Below are 23,794 nucleotides of genomic sequence, written 5' to 3'. Positions count from 1 at the left end.
CAGTGGGGTTCAGGGTGCGTGCACGCCCGCGCGGTACTTCGGGATGCGGACCGTGATCCTCATTCCCGCGCCGGTGGCCGTCTCGATGACCAGTCCGTGATCGTCGCCGAAGACCTGGCGCAGCCGCTCGTCCACGTTCGACAGGCCGACCCCGTGGGAGGCGCCGCCCTCGCCGCGCAGGATCGCGCGGAGCGCGCCGGGGTCCATGCCGACGCCGTCGTCCTCGATGACGACCTCGGCCTCGGCGCCCGCGTCCGTCGCCACGATCGTGATGCGGCTGCGGGTGACCGCGCCCTCCAGGCCGTGCTTGACCGCGTTCTCGACCAGCGGTTGCAGACACAGGAACGGGAGCGTGACGGGGAGCACCTCGGGGGCGATCTGCAGCGTCACGGAGAGGCGGTCGCCGAACCGGGCGCGGACCAGGGCCAGGTACTGGTCGATGGAATGCAGTTCGTCGGCGAGCGTGGTGAAGTCGCCGTGCCGGCGGAACGAGTAGCGGGTGAAGTCGGCGAACTCCAGGAGCAGTTCGCGGGCGCGCTCCGGATCCGTCCGGACGAACGAGGCGATCGCGGCGAGCGAGTTGAAGATGAAGTGCGGGGAGATCTGGGCGCGCAGGGCCTTGATCTCCGCCTCGATCAGACGGGTGCGGGAGCGGTCCAGTTCGGCGAGTTCCAGCTGGACGGAGACCCAGCGGGCGACCTCGTCGGTGGCGCGGGCCAGGACGGCGGACTCGCGTGGGGCGTAGGCGACCACGGCGCCCCGGACGCGGCCGTCGGCGACGACGGGGGCGGCGACCGCCCAGCGCAGCGGACAGTCCGCGGAGCCGCAGCCGCAGCCGAACGCGACGGAACGGCCGCCTCCGGCGAGGGCCGGGGTCAGTTCGGGCATGACGTGGGCGGCGTGGGCCTGTTCGGAGATGCCGTCCCAGGCGAGGACGGTGGAGCGGTTGGTGAGGGCGAGGGCGTCCGTGCCGAGGAGGGTTCTGAGGCGGCGGGCCGATTTGCGGGCCGTCTCCTCGGTGAGGCCCGCGCGGAGGGGTGGGGCGGCGAGGGAGGCGGTGTGGAGGGTGTCGAAGGTGGCGCGCTCCACGGGTGTGCCGATGTCGCTGTGGCGGGTCTTGTTCGTCGCCCGGCGCCCCAGGGCGTAGCCCAGGGTGAGGAGGACGGGGGTCAGCGCCACGAGTGCGGCTACGGCTCCGCCGGTCAACGGGGGTCCTCCTGCCGGGGGGTGGCTTCCTTCGCCGTAGGACCGGCGGTCGGTGGGTGCGTTTCCCTTGTAGGTGGTTGCTCGCGCCGTTCCCCGCGCCCCTGAAGGCGCACTTCGTGCGCCCCAGGGGTCGACCCATCGCGCCCCGCGGCGGAGCCGCCAGTGGACACAGCCCCGCGCCCCTTTCGGGGCACCCCTGCACCCGTCCCCCTCAGGTACTCCGGGAGGTGCAGGCGGGTCATCGTGGCTGTCGTGTGTGGGGGGACGGAGTCGGGGGTGGTCAGGCTGACCAGGATCATCGTCAGGAAGCCGACGGGGACCGACCAGACCGCGGGCCAGGCCAGCAGGGTGTGGAGCCAGCCCGTCGTCGCCGCGCCCGACACCGTCAGGGTCACCGCGAGGAGCGCCGAGCCGCCGCCCGCGAACAGGCCCGCCACCGCGCCGGGCGGTGTCAGGCGGCGCCACCAGATGCCGAGCAGGAGCAGCGGGCAGAAGGAGGACGCGGAGACGGCGAAGGCCATGCCCACCGCGTCGGCCACGGGGACGCCGTCGACCAGGAGCGCGCCGCCGAGCGGGAACACGACGGCCAGGACGACCGCGAGGCGGAAGTGGCGGACGCCGCGCGTGGGCAGCACGTCCTGGTTGATCACGCCGGCCACGGCCATCGTCAGACCCGAGGCCGTCGACAGGAACGCGGCGAACGCCCCGCCCGCCACCAGCGCCCCGAGCAGGTCCCCCAGGACCCCGCCGATCATCCGTCCGGGCAGCAGGAGCACCGTGGCGTCGGCGTCCTGGGCGGCGGCCAGTTCGGGGGCGTACAGACGGCCGAGCCAGCCGTAGAGCGGCGGGAGCAGGTAGAAGAGGCCGATGAGGGCGAGGACGACGACGGTGGTGCGGCGGGCCGCGCGGCCGTTCGGGCTGGTGTAGAAGCGGACGACGACGTGCGGCAGCCCCATCGTGCCGAGGAACGTGGCGATGATCAGCCCGTACGTGGCGTAGAGGGGATGGTCGGCGCGGCTGGTGGCGAGGGGGCGGCCCGCGCCGGCTCCGGTGGGCGGGAGGTCCGTCGCCGGGAGGTCCGGTGCGGGGGCCGCGCCGTGCCAGGCGAGAACGAGGAAGAACGCCGGGACGAGGAGCGCCGTCAGTTTCAGCCAGTACTGGAAGGCCTGGACGAAGGTGATGGAACGCATGCCGCCCGCGGCGACGGCGAGCACGACGACAGCGGTGACGAGCGAGCCGCCGACCCAGCGGGGCGCTCCCGTGAGGACCTGGAGGGTGAGTCCGGCCCCCTGGAGCTGCGGCACGAGGTACATCCAGCCGGCGCCGACGACGAACACGCTGACCACGCGCCGCACCCGGCGCGACTCCAGCCGTCCCTCGGCGAAGTCCGGCAGCGTGTAGGCGCCGGAGCGGCGCAGGGGCGCGGCGACGAAGACGAGCAGGACGAGATAGCCCGCGGTGTAGCCGACGGGGTACCAGAGCATGTCGGGGCCGTGCACGAGGACGAGCCCGGCGACGCCGAGGAACGAGGCCGCCGACAGGTACTCGCCGCTGATCGCCGCCGCGTTGAGCCGGGGTCCGACGGTGCGCGAGGCGACGTAGAAGTCGGACGTGGTACGGGAGATGCGCAGGCCGAAGCCGCCGATGAGGACCGTGGCGAGGACGACGGCGGCCACCGCGGGTATCGCGTACGCCTCGTTCACGGTGCTCCGGTGTCGCGGCCTCGGACGAGGTCCGCGAAGTCGCGTTCGTTGCGTTCGGCGCGGCGCACGTACCACCAGGCGACGAGGACGAGGAACGGGTAGCAGCCGGCGCCGAGGACGAGCCATTCGACGGCGGGGTCGCCGAGCGCGCCGAAGAAGAGGGGCAGCACGGCGACGGGGACGGCGAGGGCCGTGAACGCGACGGTGCCGGTGCGGAGTTGGCCGCGCATGAGGGAACGGACGTAGGCGGCGCCGAGCGTCGTCTGTTCGTCGATCTCGCCCTGGGTGCGCAGGGCGGACGGACCGGTCGCGCCGTGCGCGGTGCGCGGCTCGCCGGTCACCACTTCGCGGCGTGGTTCGGACACGGGCGGAGTGTAGGCAGGTGCGGGCGGGCGGCGGAAGGGGCTGGTCAGCCTCCTGCGCGGCGCATCAGCAGCTCCCGTACGCGGCCGGCGTGGCGTCGGCTGACGGCGATCTCGGCGCTGCCGACCCGTACGGTCATGCCGCCGCCGTCGAGGCGGAGTTCGTCGATGCGGTGCAGGGCGACGAGGTGGCTGCGGTGGACGCGGACGAAGCCGAGCGGCTGCCAGCGTTCTTCGAGGGTGGTGAGCGGTATGCGGACGAGGTGGCCGGCGCCGTCGGCGGTGTGCAGTCGGGCGTAGTCGCCCTGGGCCTCGGCGTACGTGATGTCGGCGACGGCGACGAGGCGGGTGACGCCGCCGAGTTCGACGGGGATGCGGTCGGGGACGGTGGCCGGGGGTGCGGCGACGGCGGCGCGTTCGGCGACCCGGCCGACGGCCTCGGCGAGGCGTTCGCGGCGGACCGGTTTGAGGACGTAGTCGACGGCCTTGAGGTCGAAGGCCTGGACGGCGAAGTCCTCGTGGGCGGTGACGAAGACGACGAGCGGCGGGCGGGCGAACCCGGCGAGCAGGCGGGCCACGTCGAGCCCGGTGAGTCCCGCCATGTGGATGTCGAGGAAGAGCACGTCGACGGCGTCCTCGCCGCCGGGGCCCGCCTCCAGGGCGTGGCCGATGCGCCGCAGCGCCTCGGTGGCGTCGGTGGCGCCCTCGGCGCTGCGGATGCGGGGGTCGGAGCGCAGGAGGTAGAGGAGTTCGGCGAGGGCGGGTTCCTCGTCGTCGACGGCGAGTGCGCGCAGCATGCGGCGGAGTGTAATCGGCCGGTGTGTTGAGCGGGCCGGGCGGCTCCTGCGTATGCATCGGCGTGGAGGAGAACGACTGGACGGGATCGCGGGGTCGGCATCGTGACGCCGGTGCGTACGCGCTGGGGGTCCTCGGCGCCGCGGACCGGTTCCGCTACGAGGATCATCTGGGGCGGTGCGCGGTGTGTGCGGGGTACGTGGCGGAACTCGGGTCCACGACACGGCTGTTGGAGCTGTACGCGCGGGCGACGCCGCCGTGTGTGGAGCTGTTCCCCCGGCCCGCGCGGCTCGGCGGCGTCTTGGAGGGGCTGGCCGCGGCCCGGGCGGGCGCGCGGCGCCGGGTGCGGTGGGCGGGGGCGGTCGCGGGCCTTGTGGTGCTCGCGGGCGGGTTCGGCGCGGTGCTCGCCGGGGGCGGGTCCGGGGATCGGGGCGCGGTGACGCTGCGCGGGCGGAACGCGCGGACGGGGGTCGCGGCGACGGTGACGGCGGACGCGCGGGCGTGGGGCACGGCCGTGGACCTGGAGGTGCGGGACGGGGGCGGGCCGCGGGTGTGCGCGCTGGTGGCGGTGGGGCGGGACGGCAGCGAGGAGACGGTGGCGAGCTGGGCGGTGCGTGGGGAGCGGGTGCGGGTGAGCGGTGGGGCGGCGCTGTCCCCGGGGCGGATCGCGCGGTTCGAGGTGCGGGCGGCGGGCGGGGCCCGGCTGCTGACGGTGCCGGCCGGGGGCCGGTGAGCGGGGCTACTTGAGCAGGCGGGACATGCGGCGGTCGGCGAGCGGCTTGCCGCCGGTCTGGCAGGTGGGGCAGTACTGGAGCGAGGAGTCGCTGAAGCTGACCTCGCGGATCGTGTCGCCGCAGACGGGGCACGTCTCACCGGTGCGGCCGTGGACGTGCAGGCCGCTCTTCTTCTCGGCCTTGAGCCGTCCGGCGGCGACGCCGCGCGAGCGTTCGACGGCGTCGGTGAGGGTGTCGCGCAGCGCCGTGTAGAGGGTGTGGATGTCCTCCGGGGTGAGCGTCGCGGCGAGCTTGAACGGGGACATCTTGGCGGCCCAGAGGATCTCGTCGCTGTACGCGTTGCCGATCCCCGCGATGAGGGACTGGTCGCGCAGGGCGCCCTTGATCTGGCGCCGCTCCCCCGCGAGGAGTCCCGCGAACGCGGCCTCGTCGAAGGCGTCCGCGAGCGGGTCGGGGCCGAGGCGGGCGACGCCCGGTACGTCGCCGGGGTCCTGGACGACGTACACGGCGAGCTTCTTGGTGGTGCCGGCCTCGGTGAGGTCGAATCCGGCGCCGGTCTCCAGGGCCACGCGCAGGGCGAGCGGGCCGCGGCCCGGCTTGGGCGGGCCGTCGGGGAGGCGGTCCTTCCACTGGAGCCAGCCCGCGCGGGCGAGATGGGTGACGAGGTGCGGGCCGCCGTCCGTGGCGAGGTCGAGGAACTTGCCGTGCCGGGTGACTTCGGTGACGGTGCGGCCTTCGAGGGCGGTCGGCGGCGGGTCGTACGTCTTGAGGACGCTCACCGCGACGGGCAGGACCCGCATGATGTCGTGCCCCACCAGGTGCTCGGTGAGGAAGTCCTTGAGCGCTTCGACCTCGGGCAGTTCCGGCATGGAACCAGAGTGCCACCGTTCGCCGCGCGGGGCCCGGGAGGCGCCTCGGGCGTGGGCGGGGTCGGACGTGGGCGGGGGTCAGACGTGGGCAGGGGTCAGACGTGGGCAGGGGTCAGACGTGGGCGGGGGTCAGGAACTCGCACCAGACGCACTTGCCGCCGCCGCGCGCCTCCACGCCCCACACGTCGGCGAGCCGGTCGACGAGGAGGAGGCCGCGTCCCGAGACGCCGTCGTCGCCCGCCTCGCGGCGGCGCGGCAGGGCGCTGGAGGTGTCCTCCACGTCGACGCGGAGTCTGCGGTCGGGGCCGGTCAGGACGCGCAGGGTGACGACGGCCGGGCCGTCGGTGTGCATCAGGGCGTTGGTGATGAGTTCGTCGGCGACCAGCTCGATCTCGTCGGCACGGTCGCGCCCGCCCCAGGCGCGGACGGCGGCTCGGATCATGTGCCGGGCGGCGCTGAGCGCGGCGGGGTCGCCGGGCGGGACGTGTTCGGTGAGCCGGCCGCGGCTCTGCGGGGCGCCGGCGCCTCTGCGGCGCAGCAGGAGGAGGGCGACGTCGTCCTCGCCGCCGCGTTCGTCGACGGAGGTGCACAGCCGGTCGGCGAGCTGGTCGATGTCGGCGGGGCCGGAGCGGACGAGGTCGGTGAGGGTGCGCATGCCGTCGTCGAGGTCGATGCCCGGTTCCTCGACGAGGCCGTCGGTGCACAGCAGGAGGGTCTGGCCGGGGTCGAGGTCGACGGTGGTGACGGGGTACTCGAGCCGCCCGAACATGGCGGACAGGCCGAGCGGGAGGCCGCCCTCGACGGGCAGCCGGCGGCAGGTGCCGTCGGTGAGCCGCAGCAGCGGGTCGAGGTGCCCGGCGCGGACGAACTGCACGACGCCCGTGGATAGATCGGCCTCCGCGTACAGGCAGGTCGCGAAGCGTTCGGTGTCGAGTTCGTGGAGGAAGACGGAGGCGCGGGCCATGACGGTCGCGGGGGTGTGTCCCTCGGCGGCGTAGGCGCGCAGCACGATGCGGAGCTGGCCCATGACGGCGGCGGCGTGCGTGTCGTGGCCCTGGACGTCGCCGATGACGGCGCCGACGCGTCCGCCGGGCAGCGGGATGACGTCGTACCAGTCGCCGCCGATGTCGCGGCCGAGGGAGGCGGAGCGGTAGCGGACGGCGAGGTCGGCACCGGGCACGTTCGGGATGGAGCGCGGCAGCATGGCCTGCTGGAGGCCCTGGGCGAGGTCCTTCTCCTGCTCGTAGAGCATGGCGCGCTGGAGGCTCTGGGCGATGCTGCTGCCCAGGGCGATGAGGACGTTGCGCTCGGTCTCGTCGAAGCCCTTGCGGTCGTGGTAGAGCAGGCCGACGACGCCGATCGGGCGGGCCTGGGCGATGAGCGGCAGATAGGCCGCGGACTGGATGCCGAGGTGGGAGACGTGCGGCCACAACTGCGGGTAGGAGCGCGCGAAGTCCTCGGGTGAGTCGACGAAGCGGGGCTTGAGGCTGCGCACGACCTCGCTCATCGGGTACGGGTCGTCCAGTCGGGTGACCTGGGTGCCGGGCACGAAGCTGCCGGAGGGCCCTTCGGCGACGAGGTGGATGCGGCCGGCGCGGACGAGGCCCATGAGGAAGTTGGAGGCGCCGAGCCGTTCGATGCCGTGGGACTCGCGGAGCACCTCGATGACGTCGCGGACGGTGCGGGCGTGGGCGAGGGCGGCGGTGGTGCTCTGCACGACACTGGTCTCGCGGCGCCGGGCCGCGGAGTAGGCCTCGCGCTCGTGCTGCACGGTGGCGTCGTTGAGTTCCTCGGTGGCGTCGCGCACGATGCCGACGATGCGCCGCGGCCGGCCGTCGGCGTCGCGGCGGATGTACCCGCGGGTGTGGGTCCAGCGCAGGAGCCCGTCGCGCGTGCGGATCCGGAAGTAGGCCCCGTAGTTCTCGGATCCGTTCTTGAGGGCCTGGGAGACGACGGCGTCGAGCCGCTGGGCGTCGTGGGGCGGCACACGCGACGCGAGGGTCTCGGGGTGGTCGTCGTACTCGTCGGGGTGGAGGTCGAACACGTCGCGGGCCTGGGCGTCCATCTGCATGAGCCCCGACTCCAGGTCCCATTCGAAACTGCCCATCCGCAGGCCGCGCCCGTACGCCTCCAGGAATCCGCGCGCGTGATCGTCCTGGCTGTCCCCGGCCGGGGACGCCTCAGGTCCGTGTCCGACCCCGGCTCCCGCGTCCATACAGGACACGCTAGGCGCAGGATCAGGCCCCCGCACCCGGGACGAGAGCGGCCCGGAGCCGGTCGAGCAGGGCCGCCGCGGCCGGGCTCGGCGGGCCCGCGCTGCGCCAGGCGAGGGCGACGCGGGCGCGGAGCGCGGGGTCCGCGAACGGCAGCACGCGTACGCCGATCGCGGCGGCCTGCGCGGCGGAGATCTCGGGCAGCACGGCCACGCCGAGGCCACGCGCGGCGAACCGGGCGAGGACCAGCGGGGTACCGGCCTCGAACGCGACCTGCGGGCGGAACCCGGCGCCCGCGCAGGCCCGTTCCAGCACGGCCCGCACGCCGGTGCCGCGCGGCAGGCCGATCAGGCGGCGCCCGTCGAGCGCGGCGAGCGGCAGCCGGGTCCGGGCGGCGAGCGGGTCGTCGGGGTGCACGGCGGCGACGAGCGGTTCGTCGACGAGGATCTCGTACGTGAGTCCGGGCGGCGGGTCGTGCTCGGCGACGCCGACCGCGGCGAGGTCGAGGTCGCCCTGGTGCAGGGCGGTGAGCATGCGTTCGCTGGAGTCCTCGGTGAGGGTGATCTCGACGTGCGGGTGGGCGGCGTGGAAGTCGGCGAGCAGACCGGGGATGTCGAAGGCCCGCTCGGCGGCCCCGGTGACGAGTCCCAGGGTGACGTGCCCGCGTAGCAGGCCGGTGTGGGCGTCGGCGGTCTCCCGGACGGCGGCGGCCGCGGCCAGGGCGGCGCGGGCGTGGGGCAGGACGGCCGCGCCGACCGGGGTGAGGCGGACGGCGCGACCGGTCCGGTCGAGGAGGGGCTGGCCGATTTCGCGTTCGAGTCGGCGGATCTGCGCGCTGATGCCGGGCTGGGCGAGGTGGAGGCGGGCGGCGGCCCGCGTGAACCCGCCCTCCTCGACGACCGCGACGAAGTACTGGAGCTGCCTGAATTCCATAACTGTTGATTCTAGGTCGCAGACAGAACCGCTCTTGGACTTATGGGCGCGCGGCCCGCACGCTGGGGATCATGGCGACGAGAACACGGAGCGACGGGCCGGAAACAGGGCAAGCAGGGGCGGCGAAGGCGCGGCTGCGGGCCGTGATCGCGGCGGAGCGGCGCGAACTGGCGGACGTGCTGGACGGGTTGAGCGCCGAACAGTGGGACGCGCCGAGTCTGTGCGCGGGGTGGCGGGTGCGGGAGGTGGCGGCCCACCTGTCCATGGGCTTCCGGCTCTCGCTGCCGCGCACGCTCGGCGAGCTGGCTCGCTCGGGCGGACGGCTGCACCGCATGACCGACCGGGTCGCCCGGCGTGACGCGGCGGCCATGGCGCCTCGCGCGCTAGCGGCGGCGCTGCGGGAGAACGCGACGCATCCGTGGACCCCGCCGGTGGGCGGGCTCGCCGCGGGCTCCCTGCGGTTCTTCCGGTCGGGGCTGGAGCACCACGCGTTGCGGGCGACGGATCTGGACTGGTCGCTCGGCGGGTCCGGCGCCACGCAGACCCTGGAGGCGCCGGCTCAGGAACTGGTGCTGCGCGCCTTCGGCCGGAGCCCGTCCCGCTGAGACGGGCCCCGGCCGGGCGCCCGGGTCAGCTGTCCGTCGCGTCGTCCTGGGACGAGGCGTCCGGGATCAGTCCGCCGCTGTCGGGCTGGTCCGGGGCGTCGGAGACCGTGTCGGGGCCCGGGGAGTCGGCGGAGGTGTCCGGGGACGGGGAGTCCGAGGCGAGGGTCGGGGTGGGGCAGCCGGAGGGCCAGGGGGACGGGCTGACGGGGGTGCTCGTCGCCGTGGGGGTCGGGCAGGTACTGCTCGACGGGCTGTCGCTCGGGGACGCGGAGTCGGAGTCCGAGTCGGAGGGGCTCGGCGAGGTCTCGGAGTCGCTGGGGCTGGGTGACGGTGAGGTCGGGGTGGGGCTGGGCGGCGGGACCGGCTTGTCGTGGTGGCCGTCGTCGCCGATCGGGCGCTGGATCCAGGTGTTGTTGACGATGTTGATGATGGTGATGTTCTGGATGATCTTCGGGGCGGCGACGATGACGACGACCTCGGTGGGCCGGTAGCCCTCCCAGGCCTTGCCCTTCTGGCGCGGGGTGCCCTTGAGGGCGACGGGGGCGGCGATCGGGTTGCCGCAGGCGCAGCGGACCCGGGGCAGGCCGTGCCGGTCGACGAGGACGGCGGTGCCGGCCTGGAGGACGGACTGGAAGCTGGTGGCGCTGCCGTCGCGGTAGCCGTGGTTGGTGACGCGGGTGTCCACGCGCAGCACGACGGGCGTGAGTCCGCGCAGGAAGCTCGCGATGTCCGCCCGGTCGATGCCGCTCGCCTTGGCGAAGGCGCCCGCCTTGCCCTGGTCGGAGGTGAGGAAGCGGACCTGCTTCTCGACGTCGCAGCTGCCTACGGAGCGGGTGCCGCCGTACAGGCCCGGGGTGGACCCGGAGTAGGACGTCAGGCCTTCGGGGTTGCCGGTGGCGCTGCCGCTCGGGGCCGGTTGCGGCGTTCGGGTGACGGGTGGCGGTGTCGCGTCCGATGTGGCGGTGGAGTCCGTGAAGGGGTCGGGGCCGTCGTCGGCGATCGGTTGCAGGTGCAGCGTGCCCTTGGCACCGGCGGCGACCCCCACGGTCTGCTCACCGGCCCCTTCGCCGGACGAGCACCCGGCGAGCAGCAGCGCGGCGGATATACCGAGCGCGGTGACGTATGTCTTGGTCCTGATCCGTGCGCGCACGTGTTCTCCCAGCTGGACAGCGGCGTTCTGTGATCTCTCCGCTCCAGTCGGGCGCAGGCCGTACGGCCCCGCAAGTCGTGCCGGGGCTGCCGGGCGGGGCTCACACTGGAGGGGTGGACTGGTTCGTCGCCTCGGACTACTGGCTCGCCCGGCTGGTGTTCCAGCGGGGTCTCGCGGCGGTGTACCTCGTCGCGTTCGCCGGGGCCGCGCTGCAGTTCCGGGCGCTGATCGGCGAGCACGGGATGACGCCCGTACCGAGGTATCTGGAGCGGGTGCCGTGGCGGGCGGCGCCGACGCTGTTCCGGCTGCGCTACTCGGACCGGTTCTTCGCGGGGTGCGCCTGGGCCGGGGCCGCGCTGTCGGTGGCGCTGCTCGCGGGCGTGGACCGGCTCGTGCCGTTGTGGGCGACGCTGCCCTTGTGGCTGGTTCCCTGGGCGCTGTATCTGTCGATCGTGAACGTGGGGCAGACCTGGTACGGCTTCGGCTGGGAGACGCTGCTCCTGGAGACCGGGTTCCTCGCGGTGTTCCTGGGCAACGACGAGGTGGCGCCGCCGGTCCTCGTGCTGTTCCTGCTGCGCTGGCTGCTGTTCCGCCTCGAGTTCGGCGCGGGTCTCATCAAGCTGCGCGGGGACGCGTGCTGGCGGAAGCTGACCTGTCTGTACTTCCATCACGAGACGCAGCCGATGCCGGGCCCGCTGAGCTGGTTCTTCCATCATCTGCCGCGCCCGCTGCACCGTGTGGAGGTCGCGGCGAACCATGTGACGCAGCTGGCCGTCCCGTTCCTCCTCTTCACCCCGCAGCCGGTCGCGACGGTGGCCGCGTCCGTGATGATCGTGACGCAGCTGTGGCTGGTGCTGTCCGGGAACTTCGCGTGGCTGAACTGGCTGGCGATCGTGCTCGCCGCGTCCGCCCTCGACCTCTCCCCGCTGCACACCCCGCCCGCGCTGCCCGCCGCGCCGCTCTGGTACGAGATCCTCGTCCTCGCGCTCACGGCGCTGGTCGCCGTCCTGAGCGTGCGCCCGGTCCGCAATCTGCTGTCCCGCCACCAGAGCATGAACCGGTCCTACGACGTGCTGCACCTGGTCAACACGTACGGCGCGTTCGGCAGCGTGGGCCGGGTCCGGGAGGAGATCGTCATCGAGGGGACGGCCGACGCCGGGCCGGGCCCGGACGCCGAGTGGCGGGCCTACGAGTTCCGCGGCAAGCCCGGCGATCCGCGCCGGCTCCCCCGCCAGTTCGCCCCGTACCATCTGCGGCTCGACTGGCTGATGTGGTTCGCCGCGCTGTCCCCCGCGTACGCCCGGCCGTGGTTCGGTCCGCTCGTGGAGCGGCTCCTGGACAACGACCGGGACACGCTGCGGCTGCTGCGCCACAACCCGTTCCCCGAGACCCCGCCCGCCTTCGTCCGGGCCCGGGTGTTCCGCTACCGGTACACGACGTGGCGGGAGCTGCGGGAGACGGGCGCGTGGTGGGAGCGGACCTACGTGCGCGAGTTCCTGCCCCCGACCCGGCTGAGGTAGACCCGGCGCGCCGTCCCCGCGAAGACTTCCGCGTCCGCGCCGCCCACCAACTCCCGTGCTGCTTCCACTACTTGGCCGTACGACGCGGCGAGCGTGCACACCGGCCAGTCGGAGCCGAACATCACGCGCTCGGGGCCGAAGGAGTCCAGCACGGTGTCCGCGTACGGGCGCAGGTCGGCGACCGTCCAGCGCTTCCAGTCGGCTTCGGTGACGAGGCCGGAGAGTTTGCAGACGGTGTTGGGCAGGGCGGCGAGTGCGCGCAGGTCGATGGCCCAGGACTCCAACTCGCCTGTGGATACCGGTGGTTTGCCCGCGTGGTCGAGGACGAAGGTGAGCTCGGGGTGCCGGGCGGCGGCCCGGACGCAGGCGGGCAGTTGGTGCGGGAGCACGACGAGGTCGTACACGAGGCCGGCCGCGGTGAGCGCCTTCAGCCCCCCGGCCACATCGTCCCGGAGCAGCCATTCCGGATCCGGTTCACCCTGGACCTGGTGGCGAATGCCGGCGAGGTGGCGTCCGCCGGGGAGCTCGCGCAGGCGGTCCAGCGTGTCGGCCACGTCCGGGCGGGTCAGGTCCGTCCAGCCGACGACGGCGGCGACGAGCGGATCGCTCTCGGCGAGCGCGAGGAACTCGGGGGTCTCCTCGGCGACGGTCACGGTCTGCACGAGGACCGTGGCCCCGACACCGGCCGCGCGCGCCTCCGGCACCAGGTCCGCCATGGTGAAGTCCCGGCGGATCGGGGCGAGTTCGGGACCGGTGATCCAGTCCTGGTCGCGGACGCCGAGATCCCAGACGTGGTGGTGGGCGTCGATGATCCCGAGGTCCTCCCCCGCGCTCACGGCAGCTCCCAGACGACGGGGAGTCCGGCGTCGGCTCCGTCGGCGGAGTAGTCGTGGACGACGTCGAGGAGTTCGGCCATGCGGGCCTGCCAGGTGATGTTCACGGGGAGCCGGTCCAGCTCGGCGAGCAGCCGCGTGTAGTCCTCGCACTCCAGGACGTGGAACAGGTCGGTGCCGCTGCGCCAGATCGTCCACCGGGTGGCACCGGCCGCGCGGATGGCGGTGGTGAGTTCGGCGGGGACCTCGCGGTGGGCCTGCTCGTACTCCTCCACGCGGTCGGCGCGGACCTTGGTGTGCAGGGCGACTCTCACGCGGGCTGCTCCTGTTCTGGGCTCGCTGCGGGGACGGGGATGTCCGCGCCGATCAGTCTCGCCTCCCGGGCGTCCTGCCAGAAGGCGTCCGGCACCGGAGTCGCGAACTTCCGCGCAGTGTCCGTGACTTCAGCTGCTGAACGCGTGCCGACGAGGACGCCGGCGACGGCCGGGTGGCCGAACGGGAAGGCGAGGGCGGCGGCGCGCAGGGTGGTGCCGTGCCGCTCGGCGAGCTCCTTGAGGCGCAGGGCGCGGTCCAGGGTGTCGGGCGGGGCGAGCGCGTAGTCGAAGGTGGCGCCGGGCTTCGGGTCGGCGAGCAGGCCCGAGTTGAAGACGCCGCCGACGACGACGGAGACGCCGCGTTCGGCGGCGGCGGGCAGGAGGCCGGTGAGGGCGCGCTGGTCGAGGAGGCTGTAGCGGCCGGCGCACAGGACGACGTCGAGGTCGGTGTCGCGGACGAAGCGGGCGAGCATCTCCGCCTGGTTCATTCCGGCGCCGATGGCCCCGACGACCCCTTCGGCGCGCAGCCGCTCCAGCTCCGGGTACGCCTCGGTGAAGGCCTGTTCGGCGTGGTCGTCGGGATCGTGCAGGTACACGACGTCGACGCGGTCGAGGCCGAGCCGTTCGAGGCTGTCCTCCAGGGAGCGGCGGACCCCGGCGGCGCTGAAGTCCCAGACGCGGCGGTGGGTGGCGGGGACGGCGAAGCCGTGGTCGAGGTCGTCACCGCCGCCTTCGTACGGGGTGAGGAGGCGGCCGACCTTGGTGGACAGGGTGTACGAGGCGCGGGGCCGGGTCCGCAGGGCGGCGCCGAGGCGGCGTTCGGACAGGCCGATGCCGTAGTGCGGGGCGGTGTCGTAGGCGCGGACGCCCGCGTCCCAGGCGGCGTCGACGGCGGCGCGGGCGGTGTCGTCGCCGACCGGGGTGTAGAGGTTGCCGATGCCGGCGGCGCCGAAGCCGAGGGCGGTGACGGGGACGCGGGAGCGGCCGAGGGTGCGGGTGCGCATCGCGGTCTCCGTCACTGCCCGGCGGGGCGCAGCCGCAGGCCCTGCATGCCGCCGTCGACGGCGAGGGAGGTGCCGGTGGTGGCGCCGGAGAGCGGGCTGGCGAGGTAGGCGACGGCGCCGGCGACCTCGTCGGCGGAGACGAGCCGGCCGGTGGGCTGGCGGGCTTCGAGGGCGGCGCGTTCGGCGGCCGGGTCGTCGGCCTTGTCGAGGAGCCGGCCGATCCAGGGGGTGTCGGCGGTGCCGGGGTTGACGCAGTTGACGCGGATGCCCTCGCGGACGTGGTCGGCGGCCATGGCGAGGGTGAGGGACTGGACGGCGCCCTTGGACGCGGAGTAGAGGGCGCGCTGCGGGAGTCCGGCGGTGGCGGCGATCGAGCAGGTGTTGACGATCGCGGCGTGGCGGGAGGCGCGCAGGGCGGGGAGGACGGCGCGGGTGACGCGGACCATGCCGACGACGTTGACGTCGAGGACGCGGTGCCATTCGGCGTCGTCGTTGTCGGCGACGGTGCCCTGGGCGCCGATGCCCGCGTTGTTGACGAGGACGTCGAGTCCGCCGAGGGCGTCGACGGCGGCGGTCACGGCGGCCCGTACGGAGGCGTCGTCGGTGACGTCGGCGGTGTGGGCGCGCAACGGCTTGTCGACGGTGGAGGTGTCGAGGTCGAGTACGGCGACGTCGGCGCCGCGCGCGGCGAGGAGTTCGGCGGTGGCGCGGCCGAGTCCGGAGGCGCCACCGGTGACGAGGGCCTTGAGTCCGGCGAAGTCCTGGACGCTGTTGTCGCTCATGCTGCGGCTCCGTTCGGCTGGTGGGTGGCGGGCTGTCCGGCGCGGTCCTTCACCCAGAACTCCCCGTCGGGGTAGGTGAATGCGGCGATGGACGCGGGGCGCATGGCGGCGGAGAAACCGGGTGCGGTGGGGGCGGCGTAGTGGCCGTGGCGCATGACGACCGGGTCGAGGAAGTGGTCGTGGAGGTGGTCGACGTACTCGATGACGCGGTCCTCGGTCGTTCCCGACAGGGCGACGTAGTCGAACATCGAGAGGTGCTGGACGAGTTCGCACAGGCCTACGCCGCCGGCGTGCGGGCAGACGGGGACGCCGAACTTGGCGGCGAGCAGCAGGATCGCGAGGTTCTCGTTGACCCCGCCGACGCGGGCGGCGTCGATCTGGAGAATGTCGATCGCGCCGGCCTGGAGGAGCTGCTTGAACACGATGCGGTTCTGCACGTGTTCGCCGGTGGCGACCTTGACGGGGCCGACGGCGCGGCGGATCGCGGCGTGCCCGAGGACGTCGTCGGGGCTGGTGGGCTCCTCGACCCAGTACGGGTCGAACTCGGCGAGGGCTCGGGTCCATTCGACGGCCTCGTCGACGTTCCAGCGCTGGTTGGCGTCGACGGCCATGCGGATGTCGGGGCCGATGACGGCACGGGCGGTGCGGCAGCGGCGGATGTCGTCGGCGAGGTCGGCGCCGACCTTCAGTTTGATCTGGGTGAAGCCGTCGGCGACGGCCTGCCGGGCGAGCCGGGTGAGCTTCTCGTCGGAGTAGCCGAGCCAGCCGGGCGAGGTGGTGTAGCCGGGGTAGCCGCGTTCGAGGAGCGTCGCGGTGCGCGCGGCGGAGCCTTCCCGTCCGGCCCGCAGCAGGTCGAGGGCCTCCTGCGGGGTGAGGGCGTCGGCGATGTAGCGGAAGTCGACCTGGGAGACGAGCCATTCGGGTTCGGCGTCGGCGAGCAGCCGCCACAGGGGTTTGGCGGCGCGCTTGGCGGCGAGGTCCCAGACGGCGTTGACGACGGCGCCGACCGCCATGTGCATCACGCCCTTCTCGGGGCCGAGCCAGCGCAGTTGGCTGTCACCGATCAGGTCGCGGTTGAGGGTGCCGGGGTCGGCGCACAGCTCGTCGAGCGGGCGGCCGATCACGTGGTGGCGCAGGGCGCGGATCGCGGCGACCTGGACGTCGTTGCCGCGGCCGATGGTGAAGGTGAAGCCGTGTCCCTCGTGGCCGTCGGCGGCGTCGGTGCGGAGCACGACGTAGGCGGCGGAGTAGTCGGGGTCGGGGTTCATCGCGTCGGATCCGTCCAGTTCCCGTGAGGTGGGGAACCGGATGTCGTACGTGTCGACCGCGGTGACGCGCGGGGTGGTCGGGGTCACGGGCTGCCTTTCGGGCGGGGGCGGTGATCAGTCCTGGGCGCGGCCGGTGGTGACCCGGGCGATCATGAGGGCGAGCAGGATGATTCCGCCGTAGATGGCCTGGATCCAGAAGGACGGGACCTGGGCGAGGGTGAGCAGGTTCTGGACGACGCCGAGCAGGAGGACGCCGGTGAGCGCGCCGAACATGGTGCCCTTGCCGCCGTCGAGGCTGATGCCGCCGATGACGGCCGCGGCGAACACCGTGAAGATCATGTTGTTGCCCTGGTTGGCGCTGATGGCGCCGACGTAGCCGGTCTGCATGATGCCGCCGACGGAGGCGAGGACGCCGGCCACGACGAACACGCCGAGCATGACGCGTTCGACGCGGATGCCGGCGGCGCGGGCGGCGTCGGCGTTGCCGCCGATGGCGTACAGGGCGCGGCCCACGCGGTGGTACTTGAGGATCAGGCCGGCCACGCCGAAGGCGATCGCGGCGAGCCACACGGACATGGGGATGCGCAGGAACGTGGTCGTGGCGAGGGAGAAGAACGCGTCCGGCATGCCGAACAGCGTCTTGCCCTTGGTGGCGCCGACCAGCAGGCCGCGCAGGATGATCAGCATCGCGAGCGTCACGATGAACGCGTTGAGCTTCAGCTTGACGACGAGGATGCCGTTGAACGCGCCGATGACCGCGCCCACGACGAGGATCGAGAGCAGGGCGAGCGCGGCGGGGAACTCCGTTCCGAAGCCGGACTGGGCCACGGGGAGCACGAGGAGTGCGCCCACCGCCGGGGCGATGCCGACGACCGATTCGAGGGAGAGGTCGAACTTGCCGGTGATCAGGACGAGGGACTCGGCGAGGACAACCATCGCGAGGGCGGCGGAGGCGCCCAGGATCGAGATCAGGTTGCGTTCGGTGAGGAAGGAGTCGTTGAGGATCGCGCCCAGGACGAGGAGGAGGAGCAGGGCGGGTACGAGGGCGAGTTCGCGTGCGCGGCGGAGCGCGATGTTCTTGGGGCTGGTTCGAGGGTGGGCCTGGGACTTGGTGGGGGTTTGCTGGGTCGAGGCCGACGGGGCCTGTGTGTCAGCCATGGTGGGCTCCTGGGCGCGGATTCGCCGTAGGGGTGTGGGTTTGGTTGGCGGGTGCGGGTGCGTTGGGGCTGGTCGCGCAGTTCCCCGCGCCCCTGAGAGGCGCACTTCGTGCGCCGTCAGGGGCGTTGGTCGCGCGCCGCGACGGAGTCGCTGATCGATACAGCCCCGCGCCCCTGAAGGGCACACTTCGTGCGCCCTCAGGGATCGGGCTACTCATCGTCGACGCCCTCGATCGAGGCGATCAGGGACTGGTCGGTCCAGCCGGCTCGGTGTTCTGCTGTGACCTTGCCGTGGAAGAGGACCAGGACGCGGTCGCAGCGGCGGAGGTCGTCGAGCTCGTCGGAGACGACCAGGACGGCGGTGCCGTCGTCGCGGGCGTGGTCGACGCGGCGCAGCAGTGACTCCTTGGACTTCACGTCGACGCCGGCCGTGGGGTTGATGAGGACGAGCAGGTGCGGGTCGGAGGCGAGGGCGCGGGCCATGACGACCTTCTGGGCGTTGCCGCCGGAGAGGTCGGAGACGGGCTGTTCGGGGCCCTCGGCGTGGATGTCGAGGCGTTCGATGAGGTCACGGGCGACGGAGCGCTTTCGGTCCGTGCCCACGAACCCGTACCGGCCGAGCCGCCCGAGGACGGACATCGTGGCGTTGTCGCCGATGGACATCCCGGTGACGAGGCCCTGGTCGTGGCGGTCGCGGGGTACGCAGCCGACGCCGGCGGCGAGGGCCGCGGAGACGTCGCCGAAGGGCAGCGGCGCGCCGTCGATCCGGGCGGTGCCGGAGGCCGGGGTGTGCAGGCCGGCCAGCGACTCGGCGAGGGCGATCTTGCCGCTGCCGCTGGATCCGGCGAGTCCGACGACCTCGCCGCGCCGCACGGTGAGGTCGACGTCCCGGTACGTGTCCGAGGTCAGGCCGCGCACGTCGAGGACGACCGTCGCGTCCACGCCGTCCTGCTCGACGACCGCCTCCGCCGCGGCGGCCGCCTGCTCGGCGATCGCCTCCCCCGCCATCGCCTCGACCAGTGCGGGGCGCGGCAGTTCGGCGACGGGCGCGGTGGTGATCCAGCGGGCGTCGCGCAGCACGGTGACGGTCTGGCAGACCTCGTAGACCTCCTGGAGGTGGTGCGAGATGAAGAGGAAGGTGACGCCGGAGTCCTGCAGGGCCCGCATGCGGGCGAAGAGACGCTCGATCTCGCGGTTGTCGAGCTGGGCGGTCGGCTCGTCGAGGACGATGAAGCGGGCGCCGCCGCTGAGGGCCCGGGCGATCTCGACCATCTGGCGGTCCTCGACCTTGAGGTCGGCGGTGCGGGCGCCGGGGTCGACATGGATGTCCCAGGTGTCGAGCAGCCGGGCGGCCTCGGTGTGCAGCTTCTTCCAGCTGAAGAAGCCGCGGCGGGCCTCGGGCTGCCGGTTGATGAACAGGTTCTCGGCGACGGTGAGTTCGGGGACGACGGTGGGCTTCTGGTAGACGCAGGCCACCTTGGCGCGCCAGGCCTCGCGGTCGCCGAGGGGCGGCGCGGGTTCCCCGTCGAACAACAGGGTTCCCGCGTCCGGCTCCTGAAGGCCCGTCAGGACGGTGACGAGGGTGGACTTGCCCGCGCCGTTGCGGCCGACGAGCGCGTGGGACTCGCCCGCGCGCACGGTGAGGCGGCCGTCGGCGAGGGCGACCGTGGGCCCGTACCGCTTGGCGATGCCCCGCGCCTCGACCAGCGGGGTGCTCACGTCGGCGCTCACTTGACCGTGTTTCCCCACAGCTTCGGGTCGTCGACGTTGTCCTTCGTGACGAGCGGCGCGGGCAGCTGGTCCTCGAGGATGCCGCTCGGCAGCTTGACGATCTCCGAGTCGTGGTCGGTCGGGCCGGGCTTGAACGTCTTCCCCTGCATCGCCGCCTTGATGTAGTACATGCCGTACTTGGCGTAGGCGTCGGCGGGCTGGGAGACGGTCGCGTCGATCTGGCCCTTGCGGATCGCGTCGAACTCCTGCGGGATGCCGTCGTTCGAGACGATCGCGATGTGGCCCTTCTCGCCGGCCTTCTTGAGCATGCCCTTGGACTTGAGGGTCTGGAGGGTGGGGGCGAGGTAGACGCCGCCCGCCTGCATGTAGATGCCCTTGATGTCGGGGTTGGCGTTGAGGAGGGTGTCGAGCTTCGAGGCCGCCGCGTCCGACTCCCACTTGGCGGGGATCTCCAGGACCTTCAGCTTCGGGAATTTCTGCTTCACGCACGTGCGGAACGCCTCGGAGCGCTCGCGTCCGTTGACCGAGGCCAGGTCGCCCATGATCTGCACGACCTTGCCCGACTTGACCTGGCCGCCGAGGTACTCGCAGGCCTTCTCGCCGTACGCGACGTTGTTGGCGCGCACGACCATGGCGACCTTGCCCTTCTCGGGCGCGACGTCCACGGCGACGACGGGGACGCCCTTGCGTTCGGCCTGGTCGAGGCCGGCGGCGATGGCGGCGCTGTCGAGCGGGGCGACGACGAGGCCCTTGACGCCCTGGTTGAGTTGGTTGTTGATGTCGGTGATCTGCTGCGAGGGGTCGCTGTTGGAGTTGACGGTCTTGAGCGCGTCGACGCCTTCGGACTTCGCCATTTTCGGCACGTAGTCGTTGTACGACTGCCAGAACGGCGAGGTCAGCAGGGGCAGGATGACGCCGACCTTGCCCTTGCCGTCGCCCCCGCCGCCACCCCCGGCGCCGGCCGCGTCGTCCTTGGTGCTGCCGCAGGCGCTCAGAGCGAGGGCGGCGGCACCGAGGAGGGCCGCCGCGCGCAGGGTCCGCCGCCGTGCGGCCGCCCCGCCCTTCGAACCGTACGTGCGCTTCGTGGTGCCAGTCATCGGACCGCTCCTCGGCTCCGGAAGTCATGGGGTGCGACCTCGCCCTGCCCGTCCCGACGGTGGCCGCGCCGGAATATTTATCAGACCACTTGGTCCGACCAACACCCTGCGGAGCCAAGTTTTCTCGGGTTTTACGCCTCCGAGACCTCGGATAGGTCCGACCATCCCCGTAGTGGTCGGACCACCTTGCTGGTTAGACTGCGCCGCATCCAGCAGCGGGAGGACGTCATCGTGGAGCAGACCGCGCCCCGGAGGGGCACCGTCACGGAGCGCGCGATCGAGCAGCTCAAGGCGATGATCGGCAGCGGCAGCCTGGAGCCGGGGCAACGGCTGCCCACGGAACGGGATCTGGCCGCCCAGCTCGGCATCTCCCGCTCCTCGATGCGGGAGGCGATCCGGGCGCTGACCGTGCTCGGGGTCCTGGAGGCCCGGCACGGATCCGGCATCTACGTCACGCAGTTGGAGGCCGGCGACCTGCTGGAGACCTTCGGGGTCGTGGCCGATCTGTCGCGCGGGCCGCAGCTCGTGGAGCTCCTCGAAGTGCGCCGCATCCTGGAGTCGACGGCTACGGCGCTCGCGGCCGCGCGGATCAGCCGGGCCCAACTCGCCGAGGTGGAGGAGCACTTGGCGGCGATGGACGCCACGGACGACCCGGAGGAGATCCTCTCCCACGACCTCGCCTTCCACCGGGCGATCGTGGCCGCCGCGGGGAACGAGACGATGGCGGCGATCCTGGAGGGGTTGTCGTCGCGGACGTTCCGGGCGCGGGTGTGGCGGGGGTATCAGGAGGAGGGCGCGTTCGAGCGGACCCGGCGCGAGCACGCCCGTATCCACGCGGCGCTGGCCGCGCACGATCCGGAATCGGCGCGGGCCGCGGCGGCGGCGCATGTGGGCGAGGTCGAGGCGTGGCTGCGCGCGCAGCTGCCGCGGGACTGATCGCCGTAGGCCCACCGGCCGCGTGTCGACCACCGGCCGGTGGGGGCTGGTCGCGCAGTTCCCCGCGCCCCTGGAAGGCATGCGGCTTCGCCGCGCCTTCCCCCGACGACAGGCGCCCCGCACCTTGATCGGGGAAATGCGCCCGAAGGGCATGCATTTCAGGGGCGCGGGGAACTGCGCGACCAGCCCCCACCGGGCGGCACCCGGCGACGAGACCCGACCGCCCGCTACGGCGCGGCAGCGCCCAGCGCGCCGATCAGCAGATCCAGCGCCCCCTCGAACGAGCTCCCCGCCATCTGCGACAGATGCGGCCGAACCGCCGCGATGTGCGGATGCTCCCCCTCGGGCAGCTCCGCGTAGACCGCCCCCCAGGCAAGATCGTCCGCCCCCCGCCGCTCGTCCGGCAGCGCCACGTACGCCGCGTCGAGCGCCGCGTGCCCCAGCACGGTGTCGACGAACACGGAGTACCACCGCACGGCGTCCGCGGGCGCGAACCCCGCCCGCAGCAGCAGCCCGATCCCCGTGTCGACGGCCCGGAACTCGTGCGCCCGCCGGGTCACGCGGAACGCGGCGAGCGCCGCGACCCGCGGGTGCGCCCGGTATCCGCGATGGATCCGCATCCCCATCTCGTACAGCCCCGCGCGCCAGTCCATCGCGTCCGGTTCGAAGCCCTCCATCGCGCCGCCGATGATCCGGTCGGCGACGGCGAGCAGCAGATCGTCCGTGTTGTGGAAGTAGCGGTACAGGGCGCTGGGGTCGCAGCCGAGGGCCGCGCCGAGCCGGCGGACGCTGAGCGCGTCGGGGCCGTGCTGCCCGACCAGGCGCAGCGCGCAGTCCACGATCACGTCCTCCGACAGCAGCAGGCCCGTCTTCGTGGGCCTGCGCCGCTTCCGCTCCTCCGGAACCCGTCCGTCCGCCATCCGTCACGCCCTCTCCGTCACCGCCCGGTCACCTCGCGCTCCCCTTATGTCAACACCATTGACGCAATGCTGACAAGGCCTGTTTGATCGCAGCCTCCCCCACAGCTCACACCCCCCTGGCCTCTTCAGGAGTGCGTCCATGAGAAGTGAACCACCAGGTCTGCGCCGTTCCCTCGGTGTGGTCGACGGCATCGCCGTCGCCGCCTCCAGCACCGCCGCGACCACCAGTATCGGCATCGGCATGGGCTCGCTCGCGATGACGGTGGGGCTCCAGGCCCCGGCGATCCTGCTCGTCGCGTTCGTCCCGATCCTCGGCATCGCGATGGCGTACGCCCGGCTGAACCGGCACGAGCAGAACATGGGCAGCGGCTACGTCTGGGTCGGCCGCTCGCTCGGCCCCTGGCTGGGCTTCCTGACCGGCTGGGTGACCCTGCTGGGCACGCTGATCTTCATGGCGTACACGACCGCGGTGACCGGCTCGGTGTTCCTCCAGTTCGCGAACAAGGCCGGTCTGCACTCGCTGCTCGGCCTCGGTCTAGACCCGAACTCGACCGCTCTGGCGACCGTCGTCGGCCTGTTGATCCTGGTCGCCGTCACGGTCACCGCGATCACCGGCGTCCGCAAGGCGACCCGCCTGCAGACCTGGCTGCTCGTCTTCGAGTACGCGGTCCTCCTCGGCTTCTGCGGCTGGTCCCTGGTGACCGGCTCGCACGACTTCTCCTGGTCGTGGCTGAACCCGTTCGCGATCCACAGCGGCACCGGGTTCGCGCAGGGCCTGGTGCTCGCCGTGTTCTTCTTCTGGGGCTGGGACGCCGCGTTCAGCGTCACCGAGGAGACCAAGGACGTGCGCGACGCGGGCCGCGGCGGCTTCATCGCGCTGTTCACGATGCTCGCCCTGTTCCTGTACGGGTCCGTGGCCTTCCAGCGCGAGATGTCTCTCCAGGAGCTGGTCGAGCAGGGCCCGCAGGCGCTCACGTATCTCGGGGCGAAGCTGGCCGACGAGCCGCTGGCGAGCCTGCCGCTCATGGCGCTGCTGTTCTCCGCGGTGGCCTCGCTCCAGTCCAGCGTGATCCCGACGGCGCGCGGCATGCTCGCGATGGGCCGGGACCGCACGATGGGACAGGTCTGGACGAAGATCAGCCCGAAGTACGGCTCCCCCGCGCTCGGCACCGTCCTCGTCACGTCGATCGCGGCGGCCATCGCGCTGCTCGCCCTCGCGATCCCCAAGCTCAACGAGATGATCCTCGCGGCCGTGAACTCGATCGGCCTCGTGGTCGCCCTCTACTACGGCCTCACCGCGCTGGCCTGCGCCGTCCGCTTCCGCGGCCTGCTGCGCACCGACCGGGGCGAGGCGCTGCGTGCCGTGGTCGCGCCCGGTCTGAGCGGCATCGCGCTGCTGGTCATCGGGATCTACCTGGGCCGGGACTACGCGACGATGAGCGACCACTTCGAACTCTCCCCGGACAACGGCTGGTTCATGCTGTCGGTCCCCGGAGCGATCATCGTCTCGGGCCTCGTGATGGCGGCCTTCGCCAAGTACCGGCGCCGCTCGCCCTACTTCGTCACCGGGCGCGGCACCGACGCCGACGCGGTCGAACTGACCACACCTGAGGACACGCCCGAGAACACCTCCGAGAACGTCGTCCGCTGAACATCCCACCC

22 protein-coding genes are annotated in these 23,794 nt (G+C 72.8%); 5 read left to right on the top strand and 17 right to left on the bottom strand.

Annotated features, from left to right (window positions below; translation table 11 throughout):
• Nucleotides 1–9: 9 nt before the first annotated feature.
• The 4 genes from ACZ4E1_RS22330 to ACZ4E1_RS22315 all read right to left on the bottom strand — a co-directional run bounded on the left by ACZ4E1_RS22330 (nt 10) and on the right by ACZ4E1_RS22315 (nt 4,068).
• A complete protein-coding gene (locus tag ACZ4E1_RS22330; RefSeq protein WP_467541730.1) occupies nt 10–1,206 on the bottom strand; it encodes a sensor histidine kinase in 1,197 nt (398 codons plus the stop codon).
• Complete coding sequence (locus ACZ4E1_RS22325) at nt 1,203–2,909, bottom strand: sodium/solute symporter (RefSeq protein WP_467541728.1); 1,707 nt, start codon at nt 2,907–2,909, stop codon at nt 1,203–1,205. Before ACZ4E1_RS22325 ends, ACZ4E1_RS22330 begins: the two co-directional genes overlap by 4 nt.
• Entirely contained in the window at nt 2,906–3,250 is a 345-nt protein-coding gene (locus ACZ4E1_RS22320) for a hypothetical protein (RefSeq protein WP_467541956.1), read from the bottom strand. Before ACZ4E1_RS22320 ends, ACZ4E1_RS22325 begins: the two co-directional genes overlap by 4 nt.
• Before the next feature lie 68 nt (nt 3,251–3,318).
• Nucleotides 3,319–4,068: a LytR/AlgR family response regulator transcription factor gene (locus ACZ4E1_RS22315; protein ID WP_467541725.1), complete on the bottom strand. Its 750-nt coding sequence runs from the start codon at nt 4,066–4,068 to the stop codon at nt 3,319–3,321.
• Between the two features lie 62 nt (nt 4,069–4,130).
• Here ACZ4E1_RS22315 and ACZ4E1_RS22310 point away from each other — a divergent pair, with 62 nt between their 5' ends.
• Nucleotides 4,131–4,799 carry a hypothetical protein gene (locus ACZ4E1_RS22310; protein WP_467541723.1) on the top strand — a complete coding sequence of 223 codons (669 nt, stop codon included), beginning with the start codon at nt 4,131–4,133 and terminating at the stop codon, nt 4,797–4,799.
• Nucleotides 4,800–4,805: 6 nt separating this feature from the next.
• On the opposite strand, the gene ACZ4E1_RS22305 is transcribed toward ACZ4E1_RS22310, so the two are convergent.
• From ACZ4E1_RS22305 to ACZ4E1_RS22295, 3 genes are all read right to left on the bottom strand, one after another.
• Nucleotides 4,806–5,669 carry an Fpg/Nei family DNA glycosylase gene (locus tag ACZ4E1_RS22305; protein ID WP_467541721.1) on the bottom strand — a complete coding sequence of 288 codons (864 nt, stop codon included), beginning with the start codon at nt 5,667–5,669 and terminating at the stop codon, nt 4,806–4,808.
• A gap of 112 nt (nt 5,670–5,781) precedes the next feature.
• Nucleotides 5,782–7,884 carry a SpoIIE family protein phosphatase gene (locus ACZ4E1_RS22300; protein WP_467541719.1) on the bottom strand — a complete coding sequence of 701 codons (2,103 nt, stop codon included), beginning with the start codon at nt 7,882–7,884 and terminating at the stop codon, nt 5,782–5,784.
• Nucleotides 7,885–7,906: 22 nt separating this feature from the next.
• Nucleotides 7,907–8,815 (bottom strand): LysR family transcriptional regulator, encoded by a 909-nt coding sequence (locus ACZ4E1_RS22295; RefSeq protein ID WP_467541717.1) that lies wholly within the window; start codon nt 8,813–8,815, stop codon nt 7,907–7,909.
• A gap of 71 nt (nt 8,816–8,886) precedes the next feature.
• Between ACZ4E1_RS22295 and ACZ4E1_RS22290 the strand changes: the two genes are divergently transcribed.
• Complete coding sequence (locus ACZ4E1_RS22290; protein ID WP_467541715.1) at nt 8,887–9,420, top strand: maleylpyruvate isomerase N-terminal domain-containing protein; 534 nt, start codon at nt 8,887–8,889, stop codon at nt 9,418–9,420.
• Nucleotides 9,421–9,445: 25 nt separating this feature from the next.
• On the opposite strand, the gene ACZ4E1_RS22285 is transcribed toward ACZ4E1_RS22290, so the two are convergent.
• A complete protein-coding gene (locus tag ACZ4E1_RS22285; RefSeq protein WP_467541713.1) occupies nt 9,446–10,570 on the bottom strand; it encodes a DUF6777 domain-containing protein in 1,125 nt (374 codons plus the stop codon).
• A 113-nt stretch (nt 10,571–10,683) separates the two neighbouring features.
• On the opposite strand from ACZ4E1_RS22285, the gene ACZ4E1_RS22280 reads away from it, so the two are divergent.
• Nucleotides 10,684–12,090 (top strand): lipase maturation factor family protein, encoded by a 1,407-nt coding sequence (locus tag ACZ4E1_RS22280; protein WP_467541711.1) that lies wholly within the window; start codon nt 10,684–10,686, stop codon nt 12,088–12,090.
• Here the strand turns inward: ACZ4E1_RS22280 and ACZ4E1_RS22275 are convergent.
• From ACZ4E1_RS22275 to ACZ4E1_RS22240, 8 genes are all read right to left on the bottom strand, one after another.
• Complete coding sequence (locus ACZ4E1_RS22275) at nt 12,051–12,926, bottom strand: amidohydrolase family protein (protein WP_467541709.1); 876 nt, start codon at nt 12,924–12,926, stop codon at nt 12,051–12,053. The genes ACZ4E1_RS22280 and ACZ4E1_RS22275 overlap by 40 nt on opposite strands.
• Complete coding sequence (locus ACZ4E1_RS22270) at nt 12,923–13,237, bottom strand: L-rhamnose mutarotase (RefSeq protein ID WP_467541707.1); 315 nt, start codon at nt 13,235–13,237, stop codon at nt 12,923–12,925. Before ACZ4E1_RS22270 ends, ACZ4E1_RS22275 begins: the two co-directional genes overlap by 4 nt.
• Nucleotides 13,234–14,241 carry an aldo/keto reductase gene (locus ACZ4E1_RS22265; RefSeq protein ID WP_467541705.1) on the bottom strand — a complete coding sequence of 336 codons (1,008 nt, stop codon included), beginning with the start codon at nt 14,239–14,241 and terminating at the stop codon, nt 13,234–13,236. Before ACZ4E1_RS22265 ends, ACZ4E1_RS22270 begins: the two co-directional genes overlap by 4 nt.
• An 11-nt stretch (nt 14,242–14,252) precedes the next feature.
• A complete protein-coding gene (locus tag ACZ4E1_RS22260) occupies nt 14,253–15,023 on the bottom strand; it encodes an SDR family NAD(P)-dependent oxidoreductase (protein WP_467541703.1) in 771 nt (256 codons plus the stop codon).
• Nucleotides 15,020–16,378, bottom strand: coding sequence for an L-fuconate dehydratase (locus tag ACZ4E1_RS22255; protein WP_467541701.1), 1,359 nt, complete (start codon nt 16,376–16,378; stop codon nt 15,020–15,022). The genes ACZ4E1_RS22260 and ACZ4E1_RS22255 overlap by 4 nt, the downstream gene beginning before the upstream one ends.
• Before the next feature lie 27 nt (nt 16,379–16,405).
• Nucleotides 16,406–17,449 (bottom strand): ABC transporter permease, encoded by a 1,044-nt coding sequence (locus ACZ4E1_RS22250; RefSeq protein WP_467541699.1) that lies wholly within the window; start codon nt 17,447–17,449, stop codon nt 16,406–16,408.
• A gap of 209 nt (nt 17,450–17,658) precedes the next feature.
• Nucleotides 17,659–19,167, bottom strand: coding sequence for a sugar ABC transporter ATP-binding protein (locus tag ACZ4E1_RS22245; RefSeq protein ID WP_467541697.1), 1,509 nt, complete (start codon nt 19,165–19,167; stop codon nt 17,659–17,661).
• Between the two features lie 8 nt (nt 19,168–19,175).
• Complete coding sequence (locus ACZ4E1_RS22240; RefSeq protein WP_467541695.1) at nt 19,176–20,276, bottom strand: sugar ABC transporter substrate-binding protein; 1,101 nt, start codon at nt 20,274–20,276, stop codon at nt 19,176–19,178.
• 231 nt (nt 20,277–20,507) lie between these two features.
• Between ACZ4E1_RS22240 and ACZ4E1_RS22235 the strand changes: the two genes are divergently transcribed.
• A complete protein-coding gene (locus ACZ4E1_RS22235; RefSeq protein WP_467541954.1) occupies nt 20,508–21,212 on the top strand; it encodes a FadR/GntR family transcriptional regulator in 705 nt (234 codons plus the stop codon).
• Nucleotides 21,213–21,439: 227 nt separating this feature from the next.
• On the opposite strand, the gene ACZ4E1_RS22230 is transcribed toward ACZ4E1_RS22235, so the two are convergent.
• Nucleotides 21,440–22,132 carry a TetR/AcrR family transcriptional regulator gene (locus tag ACZ4E1_RS22230; protein WP_467541693.1) on the bottom strand — a complete coding sequence of 231 codons (693 nt, stop codon included), beginning with the start codon at nt 22,130–22,132 and terminating at the stop codon, nt 21,440–21,442.
• A 139-nt stretch (nt 22,133–22,271) separates the two neighbouring features.
• Between ACZ4E1_RS22230 and ACZ4E1_RS22225 the strand changes: the two genes are divergently transcribed.
• Nucleotides 22,272–23,783, top strand: coding sequence for an APC family permease (locus tag ACZ4E1_RS22225; protein WP_467541691.1), 1,512 nt, complete (start codon nt 22,272–22,274; stop codon nt 23,781–23,783).
• Nucleotides 23,784–23,794: the final 11 nt, after the last annotated feature.

This window comes from Streptomyces sp. NPDC025806 (assembly GCF_055558275.1).
Note: the sequence above shows the minus strand (reverse complement) of the source record. Positions and strands in the feature narration are given on the sequence as shown.

Bases quoted from the DNA above. Each gene is read 5' to 3' on its own strand.
- ACZ4E1_RS22315 (WP_467541725.1), bottom strand. From the start codon at position 4,068: ATGCTGCGCGCACTCGCCGTCGACGACGAGGAACCCGCCCTCGCCGAA.
- ACZ4E1_RS22305 (WP_467541721.1), bottom strand. From the start codon at position 5,669: ATGCCGGAACTGCCCGAGGTCGAAGCGCTCAAGGACTTCCTCACCGAG.
- ACZ4E1_RS22300 (WP_467541719.1), bottom strand. From the start codon at position 7,884: ATGGACGCGGGAGCCGGGGTCGGACACGGACCTGAGGCGTCCCCGGCC.
- ACZ4E1_RS22295 (WP_467541717.1), bottom strand. From the start codon at position 8,815: ATGGAATTCAGGCAGCTCCAGTACTTCGTCGCGGTCGTCGAGGAGGGC.
- ACZ4E1_RS22290 (WP_467541715.1), top strand. From the start codon at position 8,887: ATGGCGACGAGAACACGGAGCGACGGGCCGGAAACAGGGCAAGCAGGG.
- ACZ4E1_RS22265 (WP_467541705.1), bottom strand. From the start codon at position 14,241: ATGCGCACCCGCACCCTCGGCCGCTCCCGCGTCCCCGTCACCGCCCTC.
- ACZ4E1_RS22260 (WP_467541703.1), bottom strand. From the start codon at position 15,023: ATGAGCGACAACAGCGTCCAGGACTTCGCCGGACTCAAGGCCCTCGTC.
- ACZ4E1_RS22250 (WP_467541699.1), bottom strand. From the start codon at position 17,449: ATGGCTGACACACAGGCCCCGTCGGCCTCGACCCAGCAAACCCCCACC.
- ACZ4E1_RS22240 (WP_467541695.1), bottom strand. From the start codon at position 20,276: ATGACTGGCACCACGAAGCGCACGTACGGTTCGAAGGGCGGGGCGGCC.
- ACZ4E1_RS22230 (WP_467541693.1), bottom strand. From the start codon at position 22,132: ATGGCGGACGGACGGGTTCCGGAGGAGCGGAAGCGGCGCAGGCCCACG.
- ACZ4E1_RS22225 (WP_467541691.1), top strand. From the start codon at position 22,272: ATGAGAAGTGAACCACCAGGTCTGCGCCGTTCCCTCGGTGTGGTCGAC.